Origin of the sequence: Corynebacterium vitaeruminis, from assembly GCF_001054325.1 — a bacterium.
In the GTDB taxonomy this organism is placed as follows: Bacteria; Actinomycetota; Actinomycetes; order Mycobacteriales; family Mycobacteriaceae; genus Corynebacterium; species Corynebacterium vitaeruminis_A.
In genome coordinates this window covers 22377-48017 of record NZ_JVVM01000002.1, presented here as the reverse complement: position 1 = coordinate 48017, position 25641 = coordinate 22377, and the positions used below count along the sequence as shown (strand labels likewise).

Annotated in this window: 20 protein-coding genes; 6 read left to right on the top strand and 14 right to left on the bottom strand. The window is 56.6% G+C overall.

Annotated features, from left to right (window positions below; translation table 11 throughout):
• Nucleotides 1-43 precede the first annotated feature (43 nt).
• Nucleotides 44-745, bottom strand: a complete 702-nt coding sequence (lexA, locus tag ADA16_RS00635; RefSeq protein WP_048758386.1) for a transcriptional repressor LexA — start codon at nucleotides 743-745, stop codon at nucleotides 44-46.
• Nucleotides 746-1107: 362 nt separating this feature from the next.
• Here lexA and ADA16_RS00630 point away from each other — a divergent pair, with 362 nt between their 5' ends.
• Both ADA16_RS00630 and nrdR read left to right on the top strand, forming a co-directional pair.
• The gene (locus tag ADA16_RS00630) at nucleotides 1108-1566 is read left to right on the top strand and encodes a hypothetical protein (RefSeq protein WP_048758385.1); all 459 of its coding nucleotides are present in this window, start codon (nucleotides 1108-1110) and stop codon (nucleotides 1564-1566) included.
• A gap of 44 nt (nucleotides 1567-1610) precedes the next feature.
• Complete coding sequence (nrdR, locus tag ADA16_RS00625) at nucleotides 1611-2093, top strand: transcriptional regulator NrdR (protein WP_048758384.1); 483 nt, start codon at nucleotides 1611-1613, stop codon at nucleotides 2091-2093.
• Here the strand turns inward: nrdR and hrpA are convergent.
• The 3 genes from hrpA to ADA16_RS00610 form a co-directional block, all read right to left on the bottom strand.
• Nucleotides 2090-6145: an ATP-dependent RNA helicase HrpA gene (gene hrpA, locus ADA16_RS00620; protein ID WP_048758383.1), complete on the bottom strand. Its 4056-nt coding sequence runs from the start codon at nucleotides 6143-6145 to the stop codon at nucleotides 2090-2092. The genes nrdR and hrpA overlap by 4 nt on opposite strands.
• Nucleotides 6146-6238: 93 nt before the next feature.
• Nucleotides 6239-7171, bottom strand: a complete 933-nt coding sequence (locus ADA16_RS00615) for a rhodanese-related sulfurtransferase (RefSeq protein ID WP_048758382.1) — start codon at nucleotides 7169-7171, stop codon at nucleotides 6239-6241.
• Nucleotides 7172-7232: 61 nt separating this feature from the next.
• Nucleotides 7233-8735, bottom strand: a complete 1503-nt coding sequence (locus ADA16_RS00610) for a DUF1846 domain-containing protein (protein ID WP_048758381.1) — start codon at nucleotides 8733-8735, stop codon at nucleotides 7233-7235.
• Between the two features lie 217 nt (nucleotides 8736-8952).
• Here ADA16_RS00610 and ADA16_RS00605 point away from each other — a divergent pair, with 217 nt between their 5' ends.
• Both ADA16_RS00605 and ADA16_RS00600 read left to right on the top strand, forming a co-directional pair.
• Nucleotides 8953-11052 carry a neutral/alkaline non-lysosomal ceramidase N-terminal domain-containing protein gene (locus ADA16_RS00605; RefSeq protein ID WP_048758380.1) on the top strand — a complete coding sequence of 700 codons (2100 nt, stop codon included), beginning with the start codon at nucleotides 8953-8955 and terminating at the stop codon, nucleotides 11050-11052.
• A 143-nt stretch (nucleotides 11053-11195) separates the two neighbouring features.
• Entirely contained in the window at nucleotides 11196-12413 is a 1218-nt protein-coding gene (locus ADA16_RS00600; protein WP_048758379.1) for a hypothetical protein, read from the top strand.
• 139 nt (nucleotides 12414-12552) lie between these two features.
• On the opposite strand, the gene ADA16_RS00595 is transcribed toward ADA16_RS00600, so the two are convergent.
• Nucleotides 12553-13077, bottom strand: coding sequence for a carboxymuconolactone decarboxylase family protein (locus ADA16_RS00595; protein ID WP_016422636.1), 525 nt, complete (start codon nucleotides 13075-13077; stop codon nucleotides 12553-12555).
• A 5-nt stretch (nucleotides 13078-13082) separates the two neighbouring features.
• Complete coding sequence (locus tag ADA16_RS00590) at nucleotides 13083-13679, bottom strand: peroxiredoxin (RefSeq protein WP_016422637.1); 597 nt, start codon at nucleotides 13677-13679, stop codon at nucleotides 13083-13085.
• Between the two features lie 105 nt (nucleotides 13680-13784).
• Between ADA16_RS00590 and ADA16_RS00585 the strand changes: the two genes are divergently transcribed.
• Nucleotides 13785-14717, top strand: a complete 933-nt coding sequence (locus tag ADA16_RS00585) for a hydrogen peroxide-inducible genes activator (RefSeq protein WP_048758378.1) — start codon at nucleotides 13785-13787, stop codon at nucleotides 14715-14717.
• 78 nt (nucleotides 14718-14795) lie between these two features.
• Here the strand turns inward: ADA16_RS00585 and ADA16_RS00580 are convergent, their stop codons facing one another.
• Both ADA16_RS00580 and ADA16_RS00575 read right to left on the bottom strand, forming a co-directional pair.
• The gene (locus ADA16_RS00580; protein ID WP_152680704.1) at nucleotides 14796-17315 is read right to left on the bottom strand and encodes a DEAD/DEAH box helicase; all 2520 of its coding nucleotides are present in this window, start codon (nucleotides 17313-17315) and stop codon (nucleotides 14796-14798) included.
• Nucleotides 17316-17357: 42 nt separating this feature from the next.
• The gene (locus tag ADA16_RS00575) at nucleotides 17358-18566 is read right to left on the bottom strand and encodes a PAC2 family protein (protein WP_048758376.1); all 1209 of its coding nucleotides are present in this window, start codon (nucleotides 18564-18566) and stop codon (nucleotides 17358-17360) included.
• A gap of 229 nt (nucleotides 18567-18795) precedes the next feature.
• Between ADA16_RS00575 and ADA16_RS00570 the strand changes: the two genes are divergently transcribed.
• On the top strand, nucleotides 18796-19908 hold the full coding sequence (locus ADA16_RS00570; protein WP_048758375.1) for a DUF4192 domain-containing protein: 1113 nt from the start codon (nucleotides 18796-18798) through the stop codon (nucleotides 19906-19908).
• A gap of 25 nt (nucleotides 19909-19933) precedes the next feature.
• Here ADA16_RS00570 and galE read toward each other — a convergent pair whose 3' ends face one another.
• From galE to ADA16_RS00540, 6 genes are all read right to left on the bottom strand, one after another.
• Nucleotides 19934-20917 carry a UDP-glucose 4-epimerase GalE gene (gene galE / locus ADA16_RS00565; RefSeq protein WP_048758374.1) on the bottom strand — a complete coding sequence of 328 codons (984 nt, stop codon included), beginning with the start codon at nucleotides 20915-20917 and terminating at the stop codon, nucleotides 19934-19936.
• Complete coding sequence (locus tag ADA16_RS00560) at nucleotides 20914-21594, bottom strand: metal-dependent transcriptional regulator (RefSeq protein WP_048758373.1); 681 nt, start codon at nucleotides 21592-21594, stop codon at nucleotides 20914-20916. Before ADA16_RS00560 ends, galE begins: the two co-directional genes overlap by 4 nt.
• Before the next feature lie 303 nt (nucleotides 21595-21897).
• Nucleotides 21898-22887, bottom strand: a complete 990-nt coding sequence (locus ADA16_RS00555; RefSeq protein WP_048758372.1) for a sigma-70 family RNA polymerase sigma factor — start codon at nucleotides 22885-22887, stop codon at nucleotides 21898-21900.
• 136 nt (nucleotides 22888-23023) lie between these two features.
• Nucleotides 23024-23458, bottom strand: coding sequence for a D-aminoacyl-tRNA deacylase (gene dtd / locus ADA16_RS00550; RefSeq protein WP_048758371.1), 435 nt, complete (start codon nucleotides 23456-23458; stop codon nucleotides 23024-23026).
• A complete protein-coding gene (locus ADA16_RS00545) occupies nucleotides 23459-25024 on the bottom strand; it encodes a N5-glutamine methyltransferase family protein (protein WP_048758370.1) in 1566 nt (521 codons plus the stop codon). It lies immediately after the preceding gene.
• Nucleotides 25025-25062: 38 nt separating this feature from the next.
• Entirely contained in the window at nucleotides 25063-25602 is a 540-nt protein-coding gene (locus ADA16_RS00540) for a DUF3099 domain-containing protein (protein WP_048758369.1), read from the bottom strand.
• Between the last annotated feature and the right edge of the window lie 39 nt (nucleotides 25603-25641).

Below are 25641 nucleotides of genomic sequence, written 5' to 3'. Positions count from 1 at the left end.
TATGCCCGTTTGTGTCTGTTTCGGGCAATGAAAATGTGGGAAATTAGAGGCTGCGTAGGACGCTGACGACCTTGCCAAGAATCCTGGCATGTTCCGCGGGCAGTGGATCAAAGGCACGGTTATGGGGCATGAGCCACTTGCCAGCAGCGTCCTCGTGCCATTCCTTGACTGTTGCTTCATCCTCAAAAAGCGCAGCAACGAAGTCACCCTGCTCGACCACTTCTTGGGAACGGACTACCACCCAGTCTCCGTCGAGAATGCCCGCGTCAACCATGGAATCACCCACGACCTTGAGTAGGTACAGCTGGCCAGAGCCCGTAATCTCCATTGGAAGTGCCATGTGACTTTCAATATGCTGCTCCGCCAAAATGGGGTTGCCCGCCGCAATCTGTCCAACGACAGGAACGAAGATTGGCTCAGGCATGTCCTCCGGTATCTCGGGAGTTTGGGTGCCGCCAGTAGCCTTGGGTCCCGGTTTTACCGGGGTAAAAGTCCCAGCGGAGGACTTAGAATCCCTTACGTTTACTGCACGCGGCTTGTGTGGGTCCCGGCGGAGAAAACCCTTCTTCTCCAGTTCCTTCAGCTGGTATGCCACGGACGAGGTGGAATTCAAGCCCACGGCATCTCCAATTTCTCGAATGCTTGGTGGGTAACCGCGAAGGACTACGGCATCCGAAATGACGTCAAGAATGCGACGCTGCCGATCGGTGAGCGTTTTAGCATTCGCTTTCTTCTTTTGAGCCATGGAACATCCCTTCTCAAACTCTTTCGAATGAATCATAACCCAAAACTGTTCGAATCGTCGAGTATCGAACGCTGTGCGTCATGCAATCTTGTGAAAGGATTTCACGTTATATGAGTTCGGGGTAGTGGTGACATGTAAATTCGAAAGTAATTCCGCATAGCGGTAGACATCATTCGAACATGGTGCTATAAATCAGACATGGCAAGTTAGTCGAACAGTCGTTTGATGGAATCATTATGACGGATTTTCCGCATCCGCCCTCGGGCATAGTCTCCACAGCGTCGGGAAACGGTCGTACAACACATATGCTCTCTTGGCCGGAGACGGTGCGAGAGTCAACGTTGGAAAAAGGAGAAAACATAATGTCTACTGTTGCAGCCGCACTGAGTGGTAACAGCGCATCTAATACTGACTTTTCTCAGGGATCCGAGCTCTCGACTCGGTCGACACACAAAACTCCGTTGGTGTGGGGTGAACGTAGTGCGTCTCGCACACAGCACACTGTTCGGCCCGGTCAGCGCGCACGTATTGCAGAGCGCAACCACAGTGTGACTTCGTTGGCGCGTGTGCGGTTAGATAGGTCGCGGCCCAGTCATGCCTCGGTTGACTACGGTCAGCCGTCCCTGTCCATCAGCAAGGCGCAGCAGCCCATTCGCCGTGATGTATCTGCAGGCGCTAACCTGACTCGGTTGATGGCGGTATGGGCACTGGGCATCGGGGCTTTCTTTGGAATTTTTGGCAGCGTGGTCTTCGAACAGGGACAGAGTGAGGCTGTCGAAAACAACTTCACGCCTACGTACGCTTCCTACTCCGCGCAATAATCGTTCCAACTTGCAGCTTTGAGGCTAGACGTAGACTGAGAAGCGTGCATTGCCAGTTTTGTCATCATGATCAGACACGAGTCTTGGACTCACGGTTAATAGATAACGGTATGGGAATCCGCCGGCGCAGGGAATGCCTGAATTGCGGTAAACGTTTTTCCACGATTGAACGCTCGCAGTTGATGGTCGTTAAGCGGGATGGAATTCCGGAGGAATTCAACCGCGAAAAAGTTATTCAGGGCGTTCGCCGCGCGTGCCAGGGGCGTGAAGTATCAGAGTCTCAGCTCAAGAAACTCGCACAAAAAGTGGAGGAGAGCCTTCGCGAAAAAGGCACGCCCCGAGTGGACTCAAACGATATCGGCCTTGCCATCCTTGAACCTCTGAAAGAATTGGACGAGGTCGGCTATCTTCGTTTCGCTTCGGTGTACAAGTCCTTTTCCTCTGCGGATGACTTTGCCGAGGAAATCTCAAGCATGCGCAAGGGCAAAGAGCCAGAAGTCAGCGGCAATGAGACAGAAAAGAACTAGCGCAATTTATCCACACGCTTTTTTACTCGGGTTAGGGATACACTCTGTGAGGTTCCCAAACGCTGAGCAAAAAGACTGACGCGTAGTTCTTCGATAAGCCACTGAATATCCCGCACCTCGGCAGAATGAGCACGTGCTTTAGGCAGTTGCTCAAGTTTTGCTGCCAAGTATTCCCGAGCCTCAGTCACCTCATCTTCACGATCCGCATCACGGTCCGGATCGCGGTTCATTTCCTCAAGGCGGATCTCCATCGCTTGTAGGTAACGTGGCAAATTACGCAGGTGTTGCCAGCCGTGCTTGGCCACGGCCCCCTTGGGGAACATGAACTCCAGCTGACGACGCATATCGTCAATAGCGTCGCCTTCCCACTTGTTCAGCTGATTAGTCACCGAGACATAGCGTGGCATTGCCTGAGCAATGCCGACGACCAATTGGCGCACTTCTGAGGCGACACCAGAACGAACCTGTTCAAGTAGCTTGTCGAATTCCTTCGGATCACGTACCGGGCCACCAGCAGCCATCATACGGTCGCGGATTACGGCGACGCGGCAGTCCTCGACAAGCCCATCGGCGCCACCATGTGGCCATGCATCCACGCCAACGCGTTGCTGCAGAGGAAGACCTTTAGTCATTTGTGCACCGTTTACCGGGCACTCCCGCAATAACATCGTCAAATTTGTGGTCGCCAACGCCGCCTCGGCCTGAGCCTTAGTTGGTTTGACCTCGACGGCCACGCCATCCTTAGTGGTCACCAGCGTCGGATACATTGTGACGGATTGCCCATCGACGGTGCTCTTGACGGTCTCAGCGACAGCGCCCAAATTGTCTGAAGTCCACTTCTTCACAGCTTCGTGAGCTGCAGATTTTGCACGCTTCGAAACAGCAGTCGAGACAGTCGCAGCATGCTTGGCGCGAAGCGCCGCGAGATCCCGGCTCTGATCGACAATATTCCCGTGTCGGTCCACAACTGCGTAGTTAAAGCGCAGGTGTGCTGGCAGCTTCGACGGGTCAAAGTCTCCACCATTGATGCCGGAGCCTCCAATTCGTCGTAAAGCATCAGCAAAGACATCGACGAAGCGCCCGGAGTACGGGGTCATTGTCTCTAGCGCGCGGCGGGCGAAGTCTGGCGCGGGAACAACGGACTTGCGCAAAGCCTTCGGCAGAGTGCGAATGTAGGCTTCTGCCAGCTCAGCGCGAAGACCTGGCACTTGCCAGTCGAAGCCGTCTTCACGCAGACCTGCCAGGAGGGGAACGGGGACACGGAGCGTAACGCCGTCATCAGGGGCGCCCGGCTCGAACTTATAGGACAGCGAGAAGTCGACTGAGCCCTGTTGCCACATCTCGGGGAAAGCGTTGTCATCGATGTCTCCGGCTTCGGGGTTGAGCAGCTTATTCGGATCGAAATCGAGGAGATTCGGTTGCTTCGGTTTAGTCTTCTTCCACCAGCGGTCAAAATTGGCGGCCGTTGTAATAGAGGCGGGCAGCTTGGAGTCGTAGAACGCGTAGAGCACGTCGTCATCGACGACAATGCCGCGCGAACGCTGCTTTTCCTCGATCTTCTCGGCTTCGGCCAGTTTGTCCTGATTGTTCTTGAAGAACTCGTGATGAGTGTTCCACTCGCCGTCGACAAGTGCGGAGCGGATGAAGATAGAGCGCGCGGCGTCCGCATCGACGCGGTGATAAGGCACCAAGCGGTCAACGACTACGGGAACGCCATAGAGCGTGGACTTCTGGTAAGCCATCGCCGCACCGCGCTTAGCCGACCAGTGGGGTTCCGAGTACTGGTGTTTCAGCAGGTGAGGAGCTACCTTCTCTACCCACTGAGGCTGAATAGTGCCGACATTGCGCGCAAAAGTGCGCGAGGTCTCGACGATTTCCGCAGCCATCACCCAGCGAGGTGGTTTCTTTGCCAACGCGGACGAGGGGTGAATGAGGAATCTAGTGTTGCGAGTGCCGGTGAATTCCTTGCCCTCACCCTCGCGAGTACCAATCATGGACAAAAGGCCTGGTAGCAGCGACTTTGCAACTTCGTCGAGATTGTCGACACCGCTGGTTGAGCTGCGGGCCGAAAGACTCCAGCCCAGCTCAGCCGTTGCCTGATGCAGCTGACGCACCAAGTCCTGCCACTCACGAACACGGAGATAGTGGAGGTATTCGCGCTTGCACAGCTTGCGGAACTGGTTGCCGCTGAGCTCACGGCGCTTTTCCTCCAGGTACTCCCAGAGTTTCAGAAGGGAGTTGAAGTCGCTGGTGGTGTCTTTAAATCGGGCATGCAGCTGATCTGCCTGAGCCTGGAACTCAAGTGGACGTTCGCGGACATCCTGCAGCGACAAAGCAGCGACGATGACGGTCACAGCACCAAGCGTGGTGTTTTCGTAGCCCTCAACCAGCATGCGGGCAAGCCGCGGGTCGACTGGAATCCGGGCAATCTGTCGGCCAATATCGGTCAGCTCGGGAGCACCAGAGCTGGAGCCAGAACCAGATGTACGTCCTCTTCCAGAACCCGACGCCGTGGTAATAGCCTGAAGCTCGGTAAGCAGGTTGATGCCATCGCGCACTGCCTTGTGCTCTGGTGGCTGGACAAAGGGGAAGTCCTCAATCGCGCCAAGCCGCAGCGAAATCATTTGCAGCACAACCGATGCGAGATTGGTGCGCAGAATCTCCGGATCCGTAAACTCCGGGCGAGAGAGAAAATCCTCTTCGCTGTAGAGACGAATCGCCACACCATCAGCCACGCGACCACAGCGGCCCGAGCGCTGATTAGCGGACGCCTGACTGATGTCCTCGACTGGCAAGCGCTGCACCTTCGTGCGGGTGGAGTAGCGCGAAATGCGCGCGGTGCCAGTATCGACGACGTACTCGATACCCGGCACCGTCAGCGACGTCTCGGCGATATTGGTCGCCAGCACAATGCGGCGCCCGGAGTGCGGGGTGAAGATTCGATGCTGCTCTGCATTAGATAGCCGACCGAACAGCGGGACGGCGTCTACACCCTTCCAGTGTTTACCCTCGATGGCTTCGGCAGCTTCCCGAATCTCTCGCTCACCCGAAAAGAACACCAGGATATCGCCGTCACCAAGCCGCATGAGCTCTTCACACGCAGCAATAACACCATCGATTTGCTCGATGGCGACTTCCTTTTCCTGACCATTTTTCGCAACGACGGTCTGCACCAGTGGGCGATAGCGAATTTCCACCGGGTAGGTGCGTCCTGACACCTCGATGATGGGCGCAGGGTGCTCGTCGTCAGGCGCGAAATGACAGGCGAATCGTTCCGGATCAATCGTCGCCGAGGTGATGATGACCTTCAGATCTGGGCGCTGCGGCAGAATATGCTTCAAATATCCCAGCAGGAAGTCGATGTTGAGGCTGCGTTCGTGCGCCTCGTCGATGATAATCGTGTCGTACTCACGCAATAGGCGGTCGCGGCCAATTTCGGCCAGCAGGATACCGTCGGTCATCAGTTTGATGCAGGTATCCTTGCCGACACGGTCATCGAAACGCACCGCATAGCCGACGTGCTGACCAATCTTTTCGCCCAGCTCATGAGCAATTCGCTCCGCCACCGAACGCGCCGCAATACGACGGGGCTGCGTATGGCCAATCTTGCCGCGCACACCGCGTCCCAGTTCTAGGCATATCTTCGGGATTTGGGTAGTTTTACCAGAGCCAGTCTCACCAGCAATAATGACGACCTGATTGTTCTCAATCGCCTCTGCAATATCGTCGCGGCGGGCGGACACCGGCAACTGCGCCGGGTAGGTGATGCGAGGAATCGCTTTACGACGCTCTTCCAACCGCTCCAGCGCAAAGTCGAGGTCTGCGGAGATGGCAGACAGCGCCTTCGGCGCGGATGCTCGCTTCAGCCGACGACGGAAGGACTGAGCCTCTCGGATCGGTAGTTGATCAGCGAGCTGGTAGAGCTCCTTCTTACGCGCGTCTTTAACGGGCTTGCCAGAGCGCTGCGGTCTGGCGGAAGTTCGGTTTCCAGAATTGCGGTTTCCGGACTGGTGACGTGGAGCTGGTTTCTCAGAACGGCTAGGAGTAGTCATGGTTGCCTACTAGATTAGCTGTGTCTGTGTAGACAACCCACATCTACGTCGATTGCGCGGTGCTCGAGCTAGATCGGGGCAGTGAGGGGCAGCCTACTTCGCTGCGGCGATCTCTTCTGCAACTTCCTTGCAGTCCTCGCGGCCACAGTGCTGAGTCTCGGTGTGCTCCCAACAGTCGTCGCAGATAAGCACCTGACGGCGGCACGTGTCTTCGTTGATGCAGTTCTGGAAGGTGTTTGTGGGCTTGCCGCAGTGGACGCAATGGCCGAGTTGCACGTAGTCCTCGTCTTCGATGCCATCGCCGAACTCCATGTGCATGCGCTTGTCGAAGACATAGAGTGAGCCTTCCCACAGACCCTTATTGCCAAACTTTTCGCCGTAGCGGACGATACCGCCGTCGATTTGGTAGACCTCTTCGAAACCGCGGTTCTTCATCAATGCGGAGAGAATTTCGCAGCGAATACCGCCGGTGCAGTAGGAAATGACGGGCTTGTCCTTCATCCAGTCGTATTTGCCGGATTCCAGCTCGTCGATAAAGTCGTGCGTGGTCTTTACATCCGGGACGACGGCGTTTTTGAACTTGCCAATTTCGGCTTCCATGGCGTTGCGGCCGTCGAAGAAGATGACATCGTCGCCGCGCTCTTCGACGAGTTTATTGACCTCTTCTGGCTTCAAATGTGTGCCGCCGCCAATGACACCATCGGTATTGACTTTGAGCTCGCCCGGAGCACCAAAGGCGACGATTTCGTCGCGAACCTTGACGGAGAGCTTTGGAAAGTCATCAGCACCGCCTTCGCTCCACTTAAACTGCATGGAGTGAAAAGCGGGGTATTGCTTGGTTTTCTTGATGTACCTCTTGCATGCATCGAGATCACCGCCGACGGTGCCGTTGATGCCGTGCTCGGACACCAGAATGCGGCCTTTGAGTCCTAACGATTCGCAGAGATCGCGCTGCCACAGCATGATGGCACGCGGATCGGACAGTGGGGCGAACTGGTAGTACAGAAGAATCTTGCTGATGCTCACGGGGACTATTCTAGTCGGCGCACGCAGTTATCCTATTTTGGCCGTGAGCTGCTGGTCTGGCTCAGTGCTTCTGGTAGAGAGCCTTCTTCTGGTACTTAGGCTCCGAAGTCACTAAGACACCGAGGTTGCGGAAGATTGTTTCGTCCACGCTGCCGAGAATAGTGGTGGTGTGGACATCGCAGTTACGCAGGTTCTTCAGCTCCGCGAGGGCGGCGCGGGCATCGTCGCTGGTTGCCGCAGACACGGAAAGGGCGATGAGAACCTCGTCGGTATGCAAGCGCGGGTTGCGGCTGCCCAGATGGTGCGTTTTGAGCGTCTGAATTGGCTCGATGGCAGCAGGGGAGAGCAGGTGCAAGTCTGGGTCGATGTTGGCCAGCTTCTTGAGAGCGTTAAGTAGCATCGCTGCCGAGCAGCCAAGCAGCGCAGAGGTCTTGCCAGTGATGATTGTGCCGTCATGCAATTCGATTGCGCTGCCCGGCGCGCCAGTGGCTTTCTCAACTTCAAGCGCAGGTGCCACAACGCGGCGGGCGGCTGTCGACACGTTGGCCTTGCTCATAATCATGGCAATGCGCTGTGAAACTTCGTCGTCTGCGCTGTTCTTGTGCTCGTCGACAAGCGCCTTGTAGTAACGGCGAACGATTTCCTGGTTAGATGCCTCGCGGCACACTTCGTCATCATCGATGCAGTAACCGGCCATATTGACGCCCATGTCGGTCGGCGACTTGTACGGTGACTCGCCTGCGAGTTTCTCCAGCAGCGTGCGCAGCAGCGGGAAGACCTCGACATCGCGGTTATAGCTGGTGACATTGGTGTCGTAGGCGGCCAAATGAAATGGATCGATGAGGTTGATGTCATCGAGATCTGCTGTTGCCGCCTCATAGGCGAGGTTTACCGGGTGTTCGAGTGCCAGATTCCAGATGGGGAAGGTCTCGAACTTCGCGTAACCAGAGCGAATCCCGTGTTTGTGGTCATGGTAAATCTGCGACAGGCAGGTCGCCAGCTTTCCGGAGCCTGGGCCCGGCGCTGTGACGACCACCAAGTCGCGGGTGGTTTGCACCCATTCATTGATTCCAAAGCCGGCCTCGCTGACAATCTTTTCCGTGTTCGTCGGGTAGCCCTCGATATTGCGATGGCGGACTACGTTCAACCCGAGTCGCTGCAGGCGTTCAAGGAAGTTGTTTGCCAGGGTGTTGTCGTCGGAAAGCTGCGTGACGACGACGCTGCCGACTACAAACCCGCGCTCACGGAAGACATCGACGAGGCGCAGCACATCGTCTTCATAGGTGATGTCGAGGTCAGCGCGAACCTTGTGGCGTTCCAAATCCTTGGCATTGATGCACACCATGATTTCCAAATCGTCTTTGAGCCGGTCGAGCATAGCGATTTTATTGTCAGGCGTGAAGCCGGGAAGCACACGCGAGGCATGCATATCGTCAAAGAGCTTGCCGCCCATTTCGAGATAGAGCTTGCCGCCTTCACCTGCGATGTCTGCGCGCCGCTTCTTAATGTGAGCGGATTGCATTTCGATGTACTTCTCGCGGTTAAAACCGACAGCCTGAGCCATGGTGCCCTTTCTGAAGTTGTGTCTGTGGGGGAGCGCGCTAGGGACTGCGAAATTCTACTGTGTCCATGGTAGTGATACTGCATTGTGAATGTCGTATCGGTTACTACTGTCGGAGAAAAATCTTTGGAAAGTTCGGCTTATTAGGCCACGCGCAGGGGATTGTCTGATTAAAGTCCTAATCATTGCTATCCAAAAAGAAATATGAAGAGGATGTGACATGCTCGATCCCCAGATGGCATCGTCGAATTCGGCAGAACCAACCGTACGCGCCCCGTACCAAGTGGGCAGGCGAGGCTTTCTCGTCGGTGCAACTGCCGTCTCAGCTGCGGGTATGATGCCTGCCGTAAGTGGTGCACCGAAGGCAAACGCTGCTCCTGCAAATGGGAGTTCTGCTGCGACGGGGAATTCGACCACGAATTTGAATGTCGGACGGGGAATGGCCGACATGACAGGCGAGCCGCTTGGTGCTGGCATGAACGGGTATGCGGTCATGGATCAGACCACCTCGGGTCTGCGCTTGCGCCAGATGGCACGTGCATTCATTTTCGGCGATGACAACGACAACCGTGTCGTCCACGTCACCGCAGATATGGGGCTCATGTTCCAGTCCATCCAGATGGAGGTTCTGCGACGCCTCCGGGCTCTCTTCGGAGAGCTCTACCATGAGGGAAATGTGCTTATCTGTGCCTCCCACACGCACGTTGCGCCGGGCGGCACATCGGGTCATCTCATGGTCGATCTGACTACTCTCGGATTCCGTCCCGTCACCTTCGAAGCTGTAGTCGTCGGTGTGGTCAAGGCTATTGAACGTGCACACGCTGATTATCAGCCGTCGACTATTCACCTGACCAAGGGGATTGCTAAGGATGCAGGTATCAACCGCTCTTTGCAGGCATTCAAGCGTAATCCGGAAGAAGAGCTGCGTCGCTTCCCCGACGGAGTCAACCCGGAAAGCCATACACTGCACGTGAGTCGCGGTGGCCGCGAAGTCGGATTCATTAACTGGTACGGAATTCATCCCACCACCTTCGGCCCCGAGCACACCATCATCGACGGCGACAACAAGGGCTACGCGGCTTGGAAGGTCGAGGTCGACCGTGGCGTCACCCACCGTGAGCCGGCCGATGCCCCTTTCGTCGCTGCATTCACCATGTCGTGCCCGGGTGACATCAGCCCGAACATGGGGCTCGTGCCAAATTCGGGCCCAGGCAACGGAGACGAAGCAGAATCCGCCCGCATTCTCGGTCAGCGTCAGATTGATGCCACCCAAGGCCAGACCATTGCACTGCCAGGAGGCGGTATCTCTGCCGTCCACAAGTGGGTCAACCTTGGCGATGTCGACATCGACGGCCAATTCACGCCCGACGGCCAGCCGCACCGCACTGGACCTGCAATCCTCGGTGCGGCCTTCGCAGCCAGCAGCCAGGAGGATGGCGGTGGAGAACCCGCCCTCGGGTTCAACGAAGGCGAGCGCGGCGGTACGCCGTGGGTGCACCAGCTCAATAATGTAGTGCTGCCGAAGAACATCCGGGAGATTCAGGGCGACAAAGAGTGCCTGCTGCCAGTCGGCTACATCGATGGTCTTCTCCAGCAGACCCACATGTTCTCCATCACCCGCATCGGTGGCTTCACCTTGATCACCAATGGCCTTGAGCCCACCACAATGTCGGGCTACCGCATGCGTCAGCACGTCGCTGAAGTCCTCGGCGTGCCAATCGATACCGTCATCTGCCAGGGCTACACCAACAGCTATGGCCACTACGTCGCTACCCCAGAGGAATACGACCAGCAGGACTACGAGGGCGGCGCAACGGCCTTCGGCAAATACACGCTCAGTGCGATGATTTCCATCTATCACGATCTCGCTCACGCGCTTGCCGACGGCATGACTGTCGACCCGGGAAGCGCTGCAGGTGACCTCACTGGCATCATCCCGCCGTCGCCAGCAGGGGGAAAAATTATCGATTCTGCACCAACGGGTAAGAGCTTTGGTGACGTGCTTGAATCCACGGCAAGCGTCACGATAGGGCGGAAGGCTATTGCTCAATTCGTGGCGGCTAACCCGAATAACGACCTGCGACTGGAAGACGGCTACCTACTTATTAAGAACAACCGAGGTGAAATCGTCTCCGACGACTGGGATCAGGCAACTGTCATTGAATTTGCCAAGGACGGTGTCTACACAACAGCCAAGGTCACCTGGGAGACCGGAGGAGTCGCGCCGGGCAAGTATGACATCATCGTGCGTGGTAGCGCGTTGGGTGTCGGTGATTCATTGAACGAATTCGAGGGCGTCGCTTCGGTGGAGCTCGTGTGAGAACGTACAAGTAAATACGTCCAAGCGCACACTGTGACTAATACTTTGGACCTTTAAAAACTCATCAAAGGCTAGCCTCACGTATAGTCCGTTGTGCGCATTAGGCGTATCTATCCGTCAATTTGGTAGGAGTAATTTGGTTCATGAGCAACCCAAACGATCCATATAGCCACGGCGATCCTTACGGTGACGGCGCTCGGGACGATGAGTCTAAGGACTACGATTCCCAAAGCCATAATTCTCACAGCAATGGTCCACAGGACTACGACCCCTACGGGGTCGACTCGGACGCGCAACGTCGTCCGCGTGGGCCAGAGGATTCGCCCCATTGGAATCAGGCTTACGGCCGTGAACAGGCATATGGCGAAATTCCGACCTACGGTACTGGTGAGCCGGGTGATAGCTATGGTGGTCAGCCCTATGGTGCGGCATCGAGCTACTGGCAGCAACAGTCCGGAGAAAATTCTGCAGCCGGAGTACTTGCCCCTGGAGTCAGCATGCCAGGTGGTGATGAGCCACCGGTGAAGCCCGTGGCACAGGGTCCGGCGAAGGTAGACATTGGAAGTGCGTTTTCTGCGGCGTTCCGTAGCTTAAACAGTAATTTTGCCTCTTGGCTTGGCATCATGCTGACGTTCTTCGCCGTACTAGTCGCCCTGATTGTTGGTGCAGCGGCAATTCTCTTTGCCTCTGGTGACGTCGATCCGGAATTTGAGCCGAACTATCCAGGCGATGTTCCGTTTGAGGATCTAGGGTCAATGTTCGCGACTGTCGGCGCGATGGCACTACTATTTGCCGTGGGCATGTTCGCGATGCAGGTATTTATGATGCGCGGCGCATTTGAAGCCATTGATGGTCGAGTACCGAAATACGGCACTTTCTTCCGTGTCAGCCGGTGGGGGTCTCTTATCGGGGTTTACATCGTCACCTTCTTGGTGGGGCTGCTCGTCATGCTTCCAGGAATGGTACTTTTCATCGCTGGTGCAGCTCTGTCAGCCAATGGCAGTGAGGCTGCTGCGGCGATGATTCCAGTGGGCTACGTGGTTTTGTTGGTGATGTCGATATTCATCATGCCAATCACGGCGACTATGCCGCTTCTTGTTTTTGACGGTCGAGCGACTGCATTAGAGGCACCGGTCGTCGCGTGGCGCCTGGTGAAGCCTCAGTACTGGACGATGCTCGTTGCATTCATTCTGACATCGATCATTTCTTCTGCTGGTGCACTGCTCTTCTACATCGGCATGCTGTACACAATGCCACTGGCTGTCTTGGTTCAGGTTCACATCTACCGTCAGCTCATTGGCGGCCGTCGAGTTGTTAATGAATCGCAGGAAAACCCGGGCTATTACCCTCCACAGCGATAGTTGTAAACAGCAATAAGAGCCGCAAAGGGAAGAGCGCCCGAGGAACCAGTACAAATTGGTTCCTCGGGCGCTCTTGCTTCAGCAGGAAAACACGTTTGGGAGTGTCCGGCCATCAAGGCCGAGCTAAGGCACCGAATATTTAGCGGGTAGCCTCAGCGAAGACAGCCTGTGCAACACCAGAGACGGTGCCTGCAATCTTCACAGCTTCCCAGACCTGCTCCTTGGTCAGACCAGCATCGCGGACGACCTTCGCGTGGGAGGTTACGCATGCTTCACAGCCGTTGATGGCAGAAACTGCCAGAGACCACAGCTCGAAGTCTTCCTTCTCGACACCAGGATTGGAGATGATGTTCATGCGCAGGCCGAACTTGACCTGTGCGTAGTCATCACCGAGCATGTGGCGAGTGCGGTAAGCGACGTTGTTCATGCCCATAACGGTGGCCGCACCAAGCGCAGACTCGAAAGCCTCGTCAGACAAGTGCTCCTTGGCTTCCTCAGCAATCTCGGAGAAAACGGTCTCGTTGCGGGTTGCAGCAGCGGATGCAAGCAGAGTACCCCACAGCTGCTGCTCGGAGAGTTCCGTAGACCGGGTGAGAGTGCCAAGGTTCAGCTTCATGTCCTTGGCGTACTCCGGAAGACCGGAACGAAGGTTGTCAATGCTCATAAGGGTTACTTCAGCTCCTGCTTCAGAACATCCATCTTGTCGATGTTCTTGGTCGGGTCATTCTTCTGCCAGTTACATGCGCAGACCTCTTCAGACTGAAGAGCATCGAGAACACGCAGAACCTCGTCAACGTTACGGCCGACAGCGTCCGGGGTAACGGAAACGAACTGGATGATGCCGTCCGGGTCGATGATGAAGGTTGCGCGGTCTGCAACACCGTCAGCGTTTTCGACACCGAGTGCGCGCATCAGGTCGTGGCGGATGTCGGAGAACATCGGGAACGGAATGTCCAGCAGCTCTTCGTGGGTTGCACGCCAGTTGAAGTGAGAGAACTCGTTGTCGCCGGAGCCACCGAGAATAACGGTGTCGCGATCCTCGAATTCCTCGTTCAGCTTGCCGAAAGCAGCAATCTCAGTCGGGCAGACAAAGGTGAAGTCCTTCGGGTAGAAGAAGACAACCTTCCACTTACCTTCGTAGGACTCGTTGGTCACCTGCTCGAAGTAGTCATCCGGAGAAGAAGCGTTTGCATCACGCAGGTTGCCGCCCTTGAGCGCGGTGAGAGAAAACTCGGGGAACTTGTCGCCAACAGTCAAAATTGCCATGGAATCCTCCTGAATGTATTCCTTCTGGGGTCACTGACCATTATGCCTATGGATCCACAAAGCGTCAAGAGGAAAAAGTTAATAAGCTCGTGTAGGCTTATAGGTATGCGTAATAGAGATTATCGGCCCACTTTGCCTCAGTTACGTGCCTTTGTCGCGATTGCCGATACCGGTCACTTCGGTCAAGCCGCTGCCCGCCTCGGTATTTCACAGCCCAGCCTGTCACAAGCTCTTTCCACCCTTGAGCAGGGACTGGGGGTGCAGCTTGTGGAGCGGTCGACTCGCCGAGTGTTGGTGACGCCACTCGGTCGCGGTCTGATCCCATATGCACGCCAAGCATCTGAAATCGTTGACGAGATTGTCGCTCGCGCCTCTGGCCGTACAGATGATTTGTCCGGGCCGCTGTCCATTGGTGTTATCCCTACGGTTGCTCCTTACGTGCTGCCCAACTTCCTCCGGTTGGTTCGTGATGAGTTGCCAAATCTGAAGCCTCGGATCGTCGAGGAACCGACCGAGCGCCTCGTCGAATCACTTCGCTCCGGCACTATTGATGCCGCCATCATGGCACTGCCGTCCGATGTGCCCTCATTCGAGGAGATTTACCTCTATGACGAAGAGTTTTATATCGTCGTCCCCGAGGATCATCCGCTGGCCGGTAAGGAGGACGTCAAGCTCGAGGCCATCAGGGACTTGGACTTGCTCCTGCTTGACGACGGCCATTGCCTGCGCGACCAGGTCTTGGATATCTGCCGTAAGGTCGATGCTCTCCACGGTGAGGCCTCCAGCATGGAAACCCGGGCGGCATCTCTATCGACTGTTGTGCAGTGCGTCGCCGGTGGGTTGGGGCAGTCGCTTGTACCGGAATCAGCTGTCAAGATTGAAGCTAACCGACCGGGTCTGGCCGTTGCGCGCTTTGAAGGCCCGACACGTCCGGGGCGCACCATTGGGCTGGTTCACCGGGCATCCTCGGTACGCGGTGGCGAGTTCAATCGGATTGCCGAACTGGTACGGCAGGCATACAAGGACGCTGTTGCCTAAATTTTTCGTGGCGGAAGTAAGTACTAGCCCACGAAACAAGCAGAAACCGGGCTGGAACCACCAGCCCGGTTTTTGCGTCTAGCCCTGAACAATCCGCAGCGATGCCAACCTGACCTCGCCGTATTCATCAGATGCAGCCAAGTCAACGTCCGCTTCAAAGCGCCAACCGTGGTCGCCCGCGGGATCGTCGAGTATCTGAATCACACGCCACATTCCCTCATCAGCCTTGCGGTCAATCGAAATCATATCGCCGCCGCGAGCCTTCGCATCGATGCCGATGTCGTCGTATTCATCGAAATAGTCATCCATCGCAGCAGGCCAATCTGGTGCCTCATCGAGGTAATTGTCCAGGTCGGCCAGCTCATCCTCCTTTTCAAAGGCAAAGAGCTGTACGTGGCGGAACATAAGGTTGCGCACCATCCGGGTAAATGCACGCTCGTTGCCGGTAAGGGGCCGCGACTCGTCGTTGCCGAAAGCTGCTTCCTTGAGGGTTTCCTCGTCCAATGGCTTGTCTGGATCGGCCATCTGGGCCCATTCATCAACCAGAGAGTTGTCCACCTGAACGACGAGCTCGCCGAGCCATTCCACAATGTCGCGCAATTCCTCGTTAGCGGCTTCCGGTGGGAGGGTATGACGCAGGGTGCGCCAGGCATCGGTGAGGTAGCGCAGGAAAATTCCCTCGGAGCGGGCGATCCCGTACTCGGATACCACATCCGAGAACGTCATGGCCTTTTCCACCATTTCGCGTACTACCGACTTGGGTGACAGCGAAAATTCACGCACCCACGGGTGGCCTTGAGCATAGGTGTCGAACGCGCCCTCCAACTCGTCGGCAAGCGGCATTGGCCACGTGATGTCTTCGACGATATTCATACGCTCGGTGTAATCGACGCCCTCGGCCTTGAGCGCGGCGATTTCCTCACCGCGAGCCTTTTTCTGCTGCGCGATGAGCAGTGGGCGAGGGTCCTCGAGAATCGACTCGAAGACGCTGATGACATCGAGTGCGTAGTTCGGGCTGTCCTTATCCAGCAGTTCGAGCGCGGCGATGGCAAAAGGCGACAGCGGCTGATTGAGCGCGAAGTCACGCTGCAGCTCCATTGTCAGTTCGGGGCGGCAGTCATCGCCCTCGCCATGCGTGACGACGATCCCCGCGTTGACCAAACCGCGGTAGAGCTCAATCGCGGTCAGAATGGCTTCATTTTGCTGATGGCGGGTGTCATGGTTGGTGCGCAGCAGATGACGCATATGTTCATAGGTATCGCCACCACGGGCAATGACGTTGAGCAGCATACCGTTGGTAACTGCAAAGCGGCTGGTTAGCGGTTCTGGTGGCTGAGAAACAATTTTGTCGAAAGTCTTTTCCGACCATGTCACTTCGCCCTTGGGAACGGACTTCAGTCGCAACTTCTTCAGTTTGGCCTCATCCTGGCCCGCACGGCGACGCAGCTTGGCGTTTTCAATCTCGTGTTCAGGCGCTTCGACAACTACGGTGCCCTCGGTGTCGTAGCCAGCACGGCCGGCGCGTCCAGCAATCTGGTGGAACTCGCGTGACTTGAGAATTCGGCTACGACGACCATCGAACTTTGCCAAGCCGGTAATCAACACCGTACGAATAGGCACGTTGATGCCCACACCGAGGGTATCCGTGCCACAGATGACCTTCAGCAGGCCGGTCTGCGAGAGGCGCTCAACTAGACGACGGTACTTCGGTAGCATTCCCGCGTGGTGCACGCCGATGCCCTGGCGCACCAATTTTGAAAGAACTCGACCAAACGCTGTCGTAAACCGGAAATCACCAATCTCTTCGCGAATCCGCTCCTTTTCCTCCTTCGTCAGCAGCTTCAAGCCGGTCAATGCTTGCGCCTGCTCAGCCGCTTGACGCTGGGAGAAAAAGACAATGTAGATTGGGGCTTTGCCAGATTCCAACAGCTCTGCGAGCGTGTCATGAACTGGCGTGTAGACATAGTGGAAATCCAACGGCACCGGGCGCGTCGTACCCGTGACGAGGTTTACGTCGAGCCCTGTGCGTTCCTTCAGATCCGTCTCAAACTTCGAAGTATCGCCGAGAGTGGCGGACATCAACAGGAATTGGCAACGGGAAAGCTCGAGCAGTGGCACCTGCCATGCCCAGCCTCGATCAGGGTCAGCATAGAAGTGGAATTCATCCATGACCACCTGGTCAATATCGGCATCGGCGCCGTCGCGCAGAGCGATATTAGCAACAATTTCCGCAGTTGCGCAGATGATGGGGGCGCCGCCGTTGACGGTGGCGTCGCCGGTCATCATACCGACGTTCTCAGCGCCAAAAACCTCGCAGAGGGCGAAAAACTTCTCGCTGACCAAGGCCTTGATTGGCGCCGTGTAAAAGCTGCGCTGACCGCGGGCGAGCGCGCAGAAATGGGCGGCGATAGCCACCATCGACTTGCCCGACCCCGTCGGGGTGGCAAGGATGACATGGTCGCCACCAGCCAGGCCAATAGCGGCCTCTTCCTGCGCCGGGTAGAGCGTGATGCCCTGATTCCTGGTCCAGGCAATGAACGAGTCCATAATCGCATCGTCGAAAAGGGACTCAGGAACCTCGGCTAGGTCGGGAAGCATTTCAGATAGTGACACGCTTCCCACCCTAGCGGTAACCCCGGATTAGAAGCGGAACCAGGGCTTCCAGCCGCGCCGACGACGACGCTTTTCCGGTTCACCGGATTCTCCGCTTTCGGCCTGATCTTCCTGCGGCTGTTCAGGCTCAGGCTGTTCGGCATCAGATTGCTCAATCTCAGCCTGGGCATCCTCGGACTGTCCCGCCGAAAGCTGCTCAGCTTCTTCCGAGTGCGCGTCAGTGTCCTCCGGTGTAGTTGCCGAGGAATCGGCGTTGGCCGGGGGCTGCGCCTCGTCGTCAAGCGAGGAAGAATCCTCTACTGGACGCAGCGGTTGAGAAGCGAGGAACTTCTCGAACTCAGCGCCAATCTCGTCGGCGGACGGCATCTCACCGTCGGGTCCGAGCAGAGGGGACGTTTCCAGCTCTTGACGACGTTGAGCTTCCTGGTCGTATTGTTCCTCGAGAAGATTGACCAGCTGAGAAACCTCGCCGGAATCATTCGTCTGCGTATTGAGCAGCTCCGCCACCCGTGCAGATTCCTTCTCCAACGCCTCAAGCGGAAGCTCAAGCTTGGCGAGTCTTGCTACCTCCTGCAACAGCCGCAGTGATGCTAGCGGATACTCAGAGGCCGCGACATAGTGTGGCACCTGCGCGGTGAAGCCGAAGGCATCACAACCGCGGTTCGCGAGTTCATACTCAATGTTCAGGCTCGCAGCACCCGGAACCGTGACGCGGTTGCCCCAAGTATGCATATCACTCAGTTTCCGCTTATCTGTGCCGTGGGCAATGATGCCCAGCGGGCGGGTGTGCGGAACCGTCATCGGCGCCGAGTAAAGCGACACAGTCCGACCGACATCGTAGCGCTCCGCCAAATCTGCAACGGCAGTCGAGAAGGTCTCCCACCGCATGTCTGGCTCAGGGCCAGAAAGCAGTAAGAACGGCTTTCCGACGTTGTCGCGAACGACATTGAGCGACAGGTTCAAATCGGATACATCCACAATCTGGTCGTGGTTCATCGTCACAGCGGGACGGCGGGAACGATAATCAATCAGCTCGTCGATAGAAAAGTTCACCAAAGGGCGGTGCTCGAGAGCATCCAAGAGGAAACTAGCCGATTCCGAAACGGCATTACCGGCATCTGCATAACCGCTGAGCGCAATGACCAGGGTCAGATGCCCCTCGCTTCCCGTTACGTCAGGAACCGGGAAAACTACCTCGTACATATTGTCCTGAGGCTTGTCGGTCGGATCATTCACGTTCGACTACCTCCTGCATCACATTTTTCATCATCTGAAGTAAGCAACCAGGATACCGCAGAAAATATTCCAGTTATCCACAAGTTGAAAGTAGTCCACAGCTAGGCCGGTTTTTAGGGGCGTGGATAAGCAGGCCTGACGTGGGTTCGATAACAATGAGAGCCACCAGGCGGCGAGTGCACTTCATGCCGCCGGGCTAATCCGATGGGGGAAAAGGGGAAAAGAATCAATGGGGAACAAAGAAAACTTTGGTACTGGGCCGAGGCCTGAGATTGAGCCGAGTGTCTTTCTGACGAACCTGCCGGGAATCGTTGGATTCTATCCACGGGGGCAGGTAGTGATTGCGGCGTTGTACCGTCAGCAGGTCGAAGATCTCATCGATGGCAAGGTCGAGTTTGATCCGGCAGCGCATGCTGGCCCGATGCTGATCAAGGACGTGGCGTCGATGGAGAGCAACCCCGACATGGTGCGGGCAGCTGCGGACTTCCTGCTCGACGAAGGGTGCACTCACGCAGATGTGTTTATCATCGACGAGTCATGGGGGATTGAAAAAGACTCCACGCCGATTGCAGGTTGGCTGCGAGAAGGTGGCCTACATGATGTGCGGTTGGCTGGTGTGGCAACTATTGCCGCAGGTGAAGTTGTCACGGACGAGCAGGGAGAGATCGTCGGCATTGTCGGTGACAGCCTGATGACCGAGAATGCGAATCTGATTGCTCGGCAAGGAGAGCAGATTTTCAAGACCTATAAAGAGTATCGCGACTACTTTCGCGGTGGCCAGTTTCGTGACAGCAACGACCGAGTTCTCATCGAAAAACTGCGGGAGCGAGCGAAAGCCGTCGAACAGCCGCGGAAGCTCAAAATTGGTGCGGACAATCCCGCGCTCATTGAGCACTTCGACCTGCTACAAACCGCAGTGGAAAACGTGGCCGATGGTGTCATGGATGCACATGAGGCAGTGCGTGATGAAACCGCAGGTTATGCCATTGCTGCGGCACTGACCAACGTCACTTTGCGGGACATGTCCATGATTTTCATTACTACGCAGCTGGCGCAACCAATGGGAGAAATCTGGCGCGAGGCGGCAATAGTCCATCGCGGAAACTTGCGTGCAAATGCATTAGCTTGTTTTGCTATCGCAAAATTCGCGGCTGGCCTGGAAAACTATGCCCAGACAGCGCTCGATGAGGCAGCGGGAGAGCAACCGAATCATTCGCTGACACAGTTGTTGGAAATTGCGGTCGCCAATCAAATCGTGCCGAGGTGTGTCGGCACAATTCTTGGCGCAGCACAAGAAGTACTGCGCAGGGTATACAAGGTGAAAATGCCTCGTATCGATTAGCGCACCTCAAACGGTGCTGCAGTGACTAACGGTGCGCAGAGTGGGCTCGGTCGCCGAGATTCTTGGTGTACTCCCATGCATCGGCAACGATGGTCTCCAGCTCTGTGTGGTTGGGTTTCCATCGGAGCTCATCCATTGCGCGCTGAGATGAGGCAATAAGGGTTGCCGGATCGCCAGCTCTGCGCGGTGCATCCTCAGCGGGGATTGGGTGACCGGTGATCTTACGGCAGGTCTCGATGACCTGGCGAACCGAAAAACCATCTCCGGAACCGAGGTTAAAGATGCGGTGTGTACCCGGCTTGTTGGACTCCAGTGCCAAGACATGCGCATCCGCGAGGTCCTTGATGTGGATGTAATCGCGGACCGCGGTGCCGTCGGCAGTCGGCCAATCATTGCCAAAGACCATGATCTTGTCGCGGTGACCAAGAGCAACCTGCAGTACCAGTGGAATAAGGTGAGTTTCCACCTTACGGTTTTCGCCAAAGCCGCCCCAGGCACCCGCAACATTGAAGTAACGAAGGCTGGTAGCGCCGATGTTGTAAGCCTTGGCGTAAGAGGCAATGGCGTAGTCCATGGCCAGCTTAGTGACACCGTACGGGTTCGTTGGTGCAGTTGGCATGTCTTCGGTGATCGGTGTCTTCTCTGGTTCGCCGTAGGTCGCAGCTGTCGAAGAGAACACCAGGTTATTCGTACCGGTGTCACGCATAGCGTCGAGTAGCTTCAGGGTCTGGCCCACATTGTTGTGCCAGTAATCAGAAGGAACCTCAACGGACTCGCCGACAAGTGATTTCGCAGCGAAATGAACTACGCCGTCGAAGCTGTCGGAGGACAAAACCTCGTAAGCCTTATCTGCCACGTCACCTTCAACTAGAGTCGCGCCCTCCGGCACCGCATCGCGGTTGCCGACAGAGAAGTTGTCCAGGATGGTGACATCATGGCCAAGAGAAATCAATACTGCTGAGCAAACGCTGCCGACGTAGCCGGCTCCACCAGTAACTAGGAGTTTCATTTGATAATCACCATGATTGCGTGAGACAGAGTATCAGGAATGTCTAGAGAATGATCACCACGGGCGAGCGTCACGCGACCGGCGGCAACCTCGGCCAGCGCCTCGGTGCCTGGCATAATTCCGGCCTTGTGGAGACGCTTCATGTAGCTCTGCTCAACCTGTAAAATCTCGTTAATCTGAACGACCTCAATGGTGTACTCACCGGGGTTTAGGTCGGACAGTCGGCGAACGTTTTCCAGATGTTCAGGTGACTGAGTGCCACCGAGGTCTTCCAAACCGGGAATTGGGTTACCGAAGGGGGAGCGTGTGTAAGAGTCGAGCACGTCGAGAAGTTTGCGCTCGACCTCGTCGCTCATAACGTGCTCCCAGCGGCAGGCCTCATCGTGGACCTTGTCCCACTCCAGGCCAATGACGTCAGTAAGCAGACGCTCAGCTAGGCGGTGCTTGCGCATGACGGCCGTGGCCAGCCTGCGACCTTCGTCGGAAAGCTGCAAGCTGCGATCTGGAGCAACTACGAGAAGGCCATCGCGTTCCATGCGTGCAACGGTTTGGCTTACGGTCGGCCCCGACTGCTCAAGGCGTTCGGCAATGCGAGCACGCAAAGGGATGATGCCCTCTTCTTCGAGTTCGAAAATCGTACGTAAGTACATTTCCGTGGTGTCGACCAAATCCCTCACGGTTTTCCTCCGATAACACAGTCTTAAAAGTTTTCACTCAAGTATTAGGATAGCCACACTTGCGTTAGAAAGATGTTAGGGCTCGCAAATTCAGTGGCTTTGGCGCTGATGAGGCGGCGAGAAGCGTGATTCGAGGTGCGCTCCTGATGGGGAAGAGACTGTTCGCGTTGTCGGAAAAGGTCGACTCGCAAACGAAAATGCCGACCGCCACTGTGGGAAACTCCCGCAGGGGGTCGGCATTGAAGTCCAGCTCTAACTCAGTGCAAAGAGTGGGAACCTTATTGCTGTCACCGTCATGCGGTGTTAGTTGGCGTACTCACGCAGCTTGTCAGCGCGCTCGCCCTCACGCAGCTTGGCCATAACTTCCCGTTCAATTTGACGGACGCGCTCACGAGACAGACCAAAGTGGCGACCAATCTGATCTAGCGTGCGCGGCAGGCCATCGTCGAGACCGTAGCGGAGCTTAATAACTTCCTGCTCTCGAATCTCGAGCGTAGAGAGCACCTTACGGACATCGTGGTGGCGCAGGGAAGCGACAACTGCCTCCTCGGCATCGGTTGCCTCCGAGTCCTCGATGAAGTCACCCAGCGGGGCTTCCTCATCAGTACCCACTGGCATGTCCAAGCTCACCGGGTCGCGGGACTGACGTAGCAGCATCTCAATCTTGGCCTCCGGAATGCCGGATTCTTCTGCCAGCTCCTCATTTGTAGCCTCGCGGCCGAGCTGCTGGTAGAGCTCACGCTTGATGCGGGAAATCTTGTTGACCTGCTCGACCAAATGGACGGGGAGGCGAATAGTACGCGATTGATCAGCCATGCCGCGGGTAATAGCTTGGCGAATCCACCAGGTTGCGTAGGTAGAGAACTTAAAGCCCTTGGTGTAGTCGAACTTTTCCATCGCGCGGATTAGCCCCAAGTTGCCCTCCTGGATTAGATCCAGCAGCGGCATACCGCGGTTGGTGTAGCGCTTTGCCAGGGAAACGACGAGGCGGAGGTTGGCTTCCAGTAGGTGGGCGCGAGCGGCCTGGCCTTCCTTCGCCAAAATCTTGACATCGCGCTTCTTCGCACGGGTCATTTTTGCGCCGGTCTGCAGCAAATGCTCGGCGTATACACCGGCCTCGATGCGCTTAGAAAGTTCCACCTCTTCTTCAGCGCTGAGAAGAGCAGTCTTTCCGATGCCGTTCAAATACACACGAACCAAATCGGCGGACGGGTTAGAGTTATTGCCAGTGCGACGTCCCTTGTCCCGTGGCTGACCTTCCAGTTCGTCATTTTGAATATCGGCACTCTTCATGAATCTGCCTCCTGGATATTTAAGTGGACTCAATAACTACAACGCACGGAGTTACGAAAATGTTCCCGTGAAAGAGGATGAATGTCAATAGGGTAATTTTGGCATGCAAATATAATGTTAAGAAAAACTGAGGTCACTAGCATTCCACGAGAACTGTAAAGGGCCCATCGTTGACCGATGCGACCTCCATCATTGCCCCAAATTGGCCTGTTTCTACTGTCAAGCCCCGATTCCGCAAATTATCAACAATTTTTTCAATGACGGGTTCGGCCTCGGACCCCGGCGCTGCATCGACCCACGATGGCCGCCGTCCCTTCTTCGTCGCCCCCATCAACGTGAATTGGCTAACGACGAGCACAGGGGCGCCAGCATCGACAGCGCTGAGTTCGCCGTCCAGGATGCGCAGCTCCGCAATTTTGCGGGCCATCGTTTCCCACGCATCGGCAGCGTCCTCGCGGCCAACGCCTACAAGTGCCAAAATAGCGCCGGTGTCACCTCCGTCAACGTGGCCGACGACGGAGCCGTCGACGGTGACTGATGCAGATTTAACTCGGGTGAGAACTGCCTTCATTTAATTCGTATCCTCCAAAAGCTCAGCGGGAAGAACCAGACCGTGGCGAACTAGGTCAACGACGATGGGTACTAGGGCGTCCTTGACCGCAGGAACTTCGGACTCGTCAAAGGCACCGAACATGGACATGATGTCGATGACGGAACCGAGCGCCGCCTCGGGATGTAGTGCGCCCAGAATGGTTGCCACGGACTCATCGATGGAGTGTGTCCAGGCAGGGCCGTCAGTGCGCGAGATGCGAGTGTCGAACTCGGCGAAGCCTTGACCACTGTCGACGTCGGCAAGCGAAACCCGTTCGATGGCGACGCCGGGGCGCACTGCAAAGGAAGCTTCGAGGATGGTGTCAGCAGTTTGTGCGCGAAGCCATTCGGCGCGGCCGAGATACTCATCCGCTTCGGCGGCGAAGGGAGCTGCCAAAGGCTGGGGCATTTCCTCGCACACGGCGGAGGTGGGGCCGTTAATGCGCTGAACCGTGATATAGCCGAACCCGATGCCGGTCACGCCGCTGTTGCGGAAATGTTCCAGCCAGGCGCGCGAGCGCGTGCAGCCTTCTTGGCTGCGAGGGTCGATGGACTCGTCGCGAAGCCAGGTACCAATGTATTCCGCTGGCGAAGCGACATCCCGCTGTGTTACCCACACCTCAAGCCCCTCAGCAGGGAGCCAAGAGGCGATGCGCTGCTGCCAACTTTCGCCCTCGATATGAGCCCAGGCGCCGAGTAGGTGCGCCGTGCCGCCATCGGTGAGGTGGTCGGCCAGACCACGAAGCATCAGCTCGGTAGCGCCGTCGAGATTCAGCCCTGAGTCACGGTAAACATGCTTCACGTTCGGCAGCCCCACGACAAAAGGTGGGTTAGCCACAATTCGGTCGAATTTTTGGCCCGATACCGGTTCAAACCAGGAACCTTCGCGCGCTTCTGTCTGGTCAAAACCATTAGCTGCGAAAGTAGCTTGGGCAAAAAGCAGCGCCCGGTTATGTACATCCGTCGCCACAATCGACTTCGCGTCTGCCTGGGCGAGGCTCTGGATACCGCAGCCGGCACCGAGATCGAGTACGGAGTCCACCGCTGAGGTCGGGGAGATATCTAGGAGGGAACGGGAAGCCCGTCCTACACCCAGGACATGGTCCGGTCCGGGAACGTGGTCGCTCATAGAGGCATCGCGGTCGGAAAAGACAATACGGTCTACGCCCGCAAACTCAATGGGACGCACATCGATGCACACCCGCGCGTTGGAGGTGGTGCCAGCAAGTACGCCGCTGTCCAGCAACTTAGCCGTCAGGTCAGCCCCAAATAGTTTCTGTGCATCGGTGGAATCGCCCAAAATAAGCAGGCGCAACGTGTCGACAGTGTCAGCAGAAACACCTTCGGTCTCGGTAAGCAGAACGTCCACGATGCCGGGTTCACCACGGTCCAGCGCAGCCAAGCCTTCCGTACCTAGGACGCGCCGCAGCGACGCACTGGAAAACTCGAGGCGCCTAAGCTCAGTGGCGAATTCTTCCGCACAGTCGACAAAAGCTCGAAGCTGGTGGTCACTCGGTGGTGTGAAGGTGGAAGGGGAAAAGGTCATCGTGGGCACTACCTTCGTCGTAAAGCGGGGCGGAGGGGCTAGTTAGAGGAGCTTGACGACGGATCGTCGTCTTCCGGCATATCGATGACATTGGCGTCATCGAAGGTCTTTGAACTGGTCTTGTCATCCGACTGCGGCGGTACGTCGGTGTCCTTGACGCTGGCAGCAGAACCGAGCGCACGCATTTCCGCTTCCTTGAGGGCCTGCTGGCGTTGTTGCTCATCCCACCTGCGGTTCTGCTCGCGCACGACCCCTGGCTTGTAGACACGGGGTTTGCGCCTGTCTGCGGGCTCGCCGACACCATTGGCGATGACAACCGCGATCCAAGGCATGGGTACGGAGACAACCATGAGAATGGCCGCAATCCACGGCAAATCCCACCACATATAAAAAGCCCCGGAGAGAAGTAGCAGCGGAATGCGAGACCACTGCAGGACCGCGTAGACGTGGCGGCGGTGGTCATAATTGCGAATCCGAGAGCCGCGGGCGTCGGTAATTAACGCCGCGTCCTTCTTACGTCGCCGGGTACTTCCGCGCTTCGGCGGCGCGGAGCTGCGACGGTCATTGATTCGCGCCATGGTTGTCTAGCATACGCCTGTGGCGTGTGCCCGTCTCAA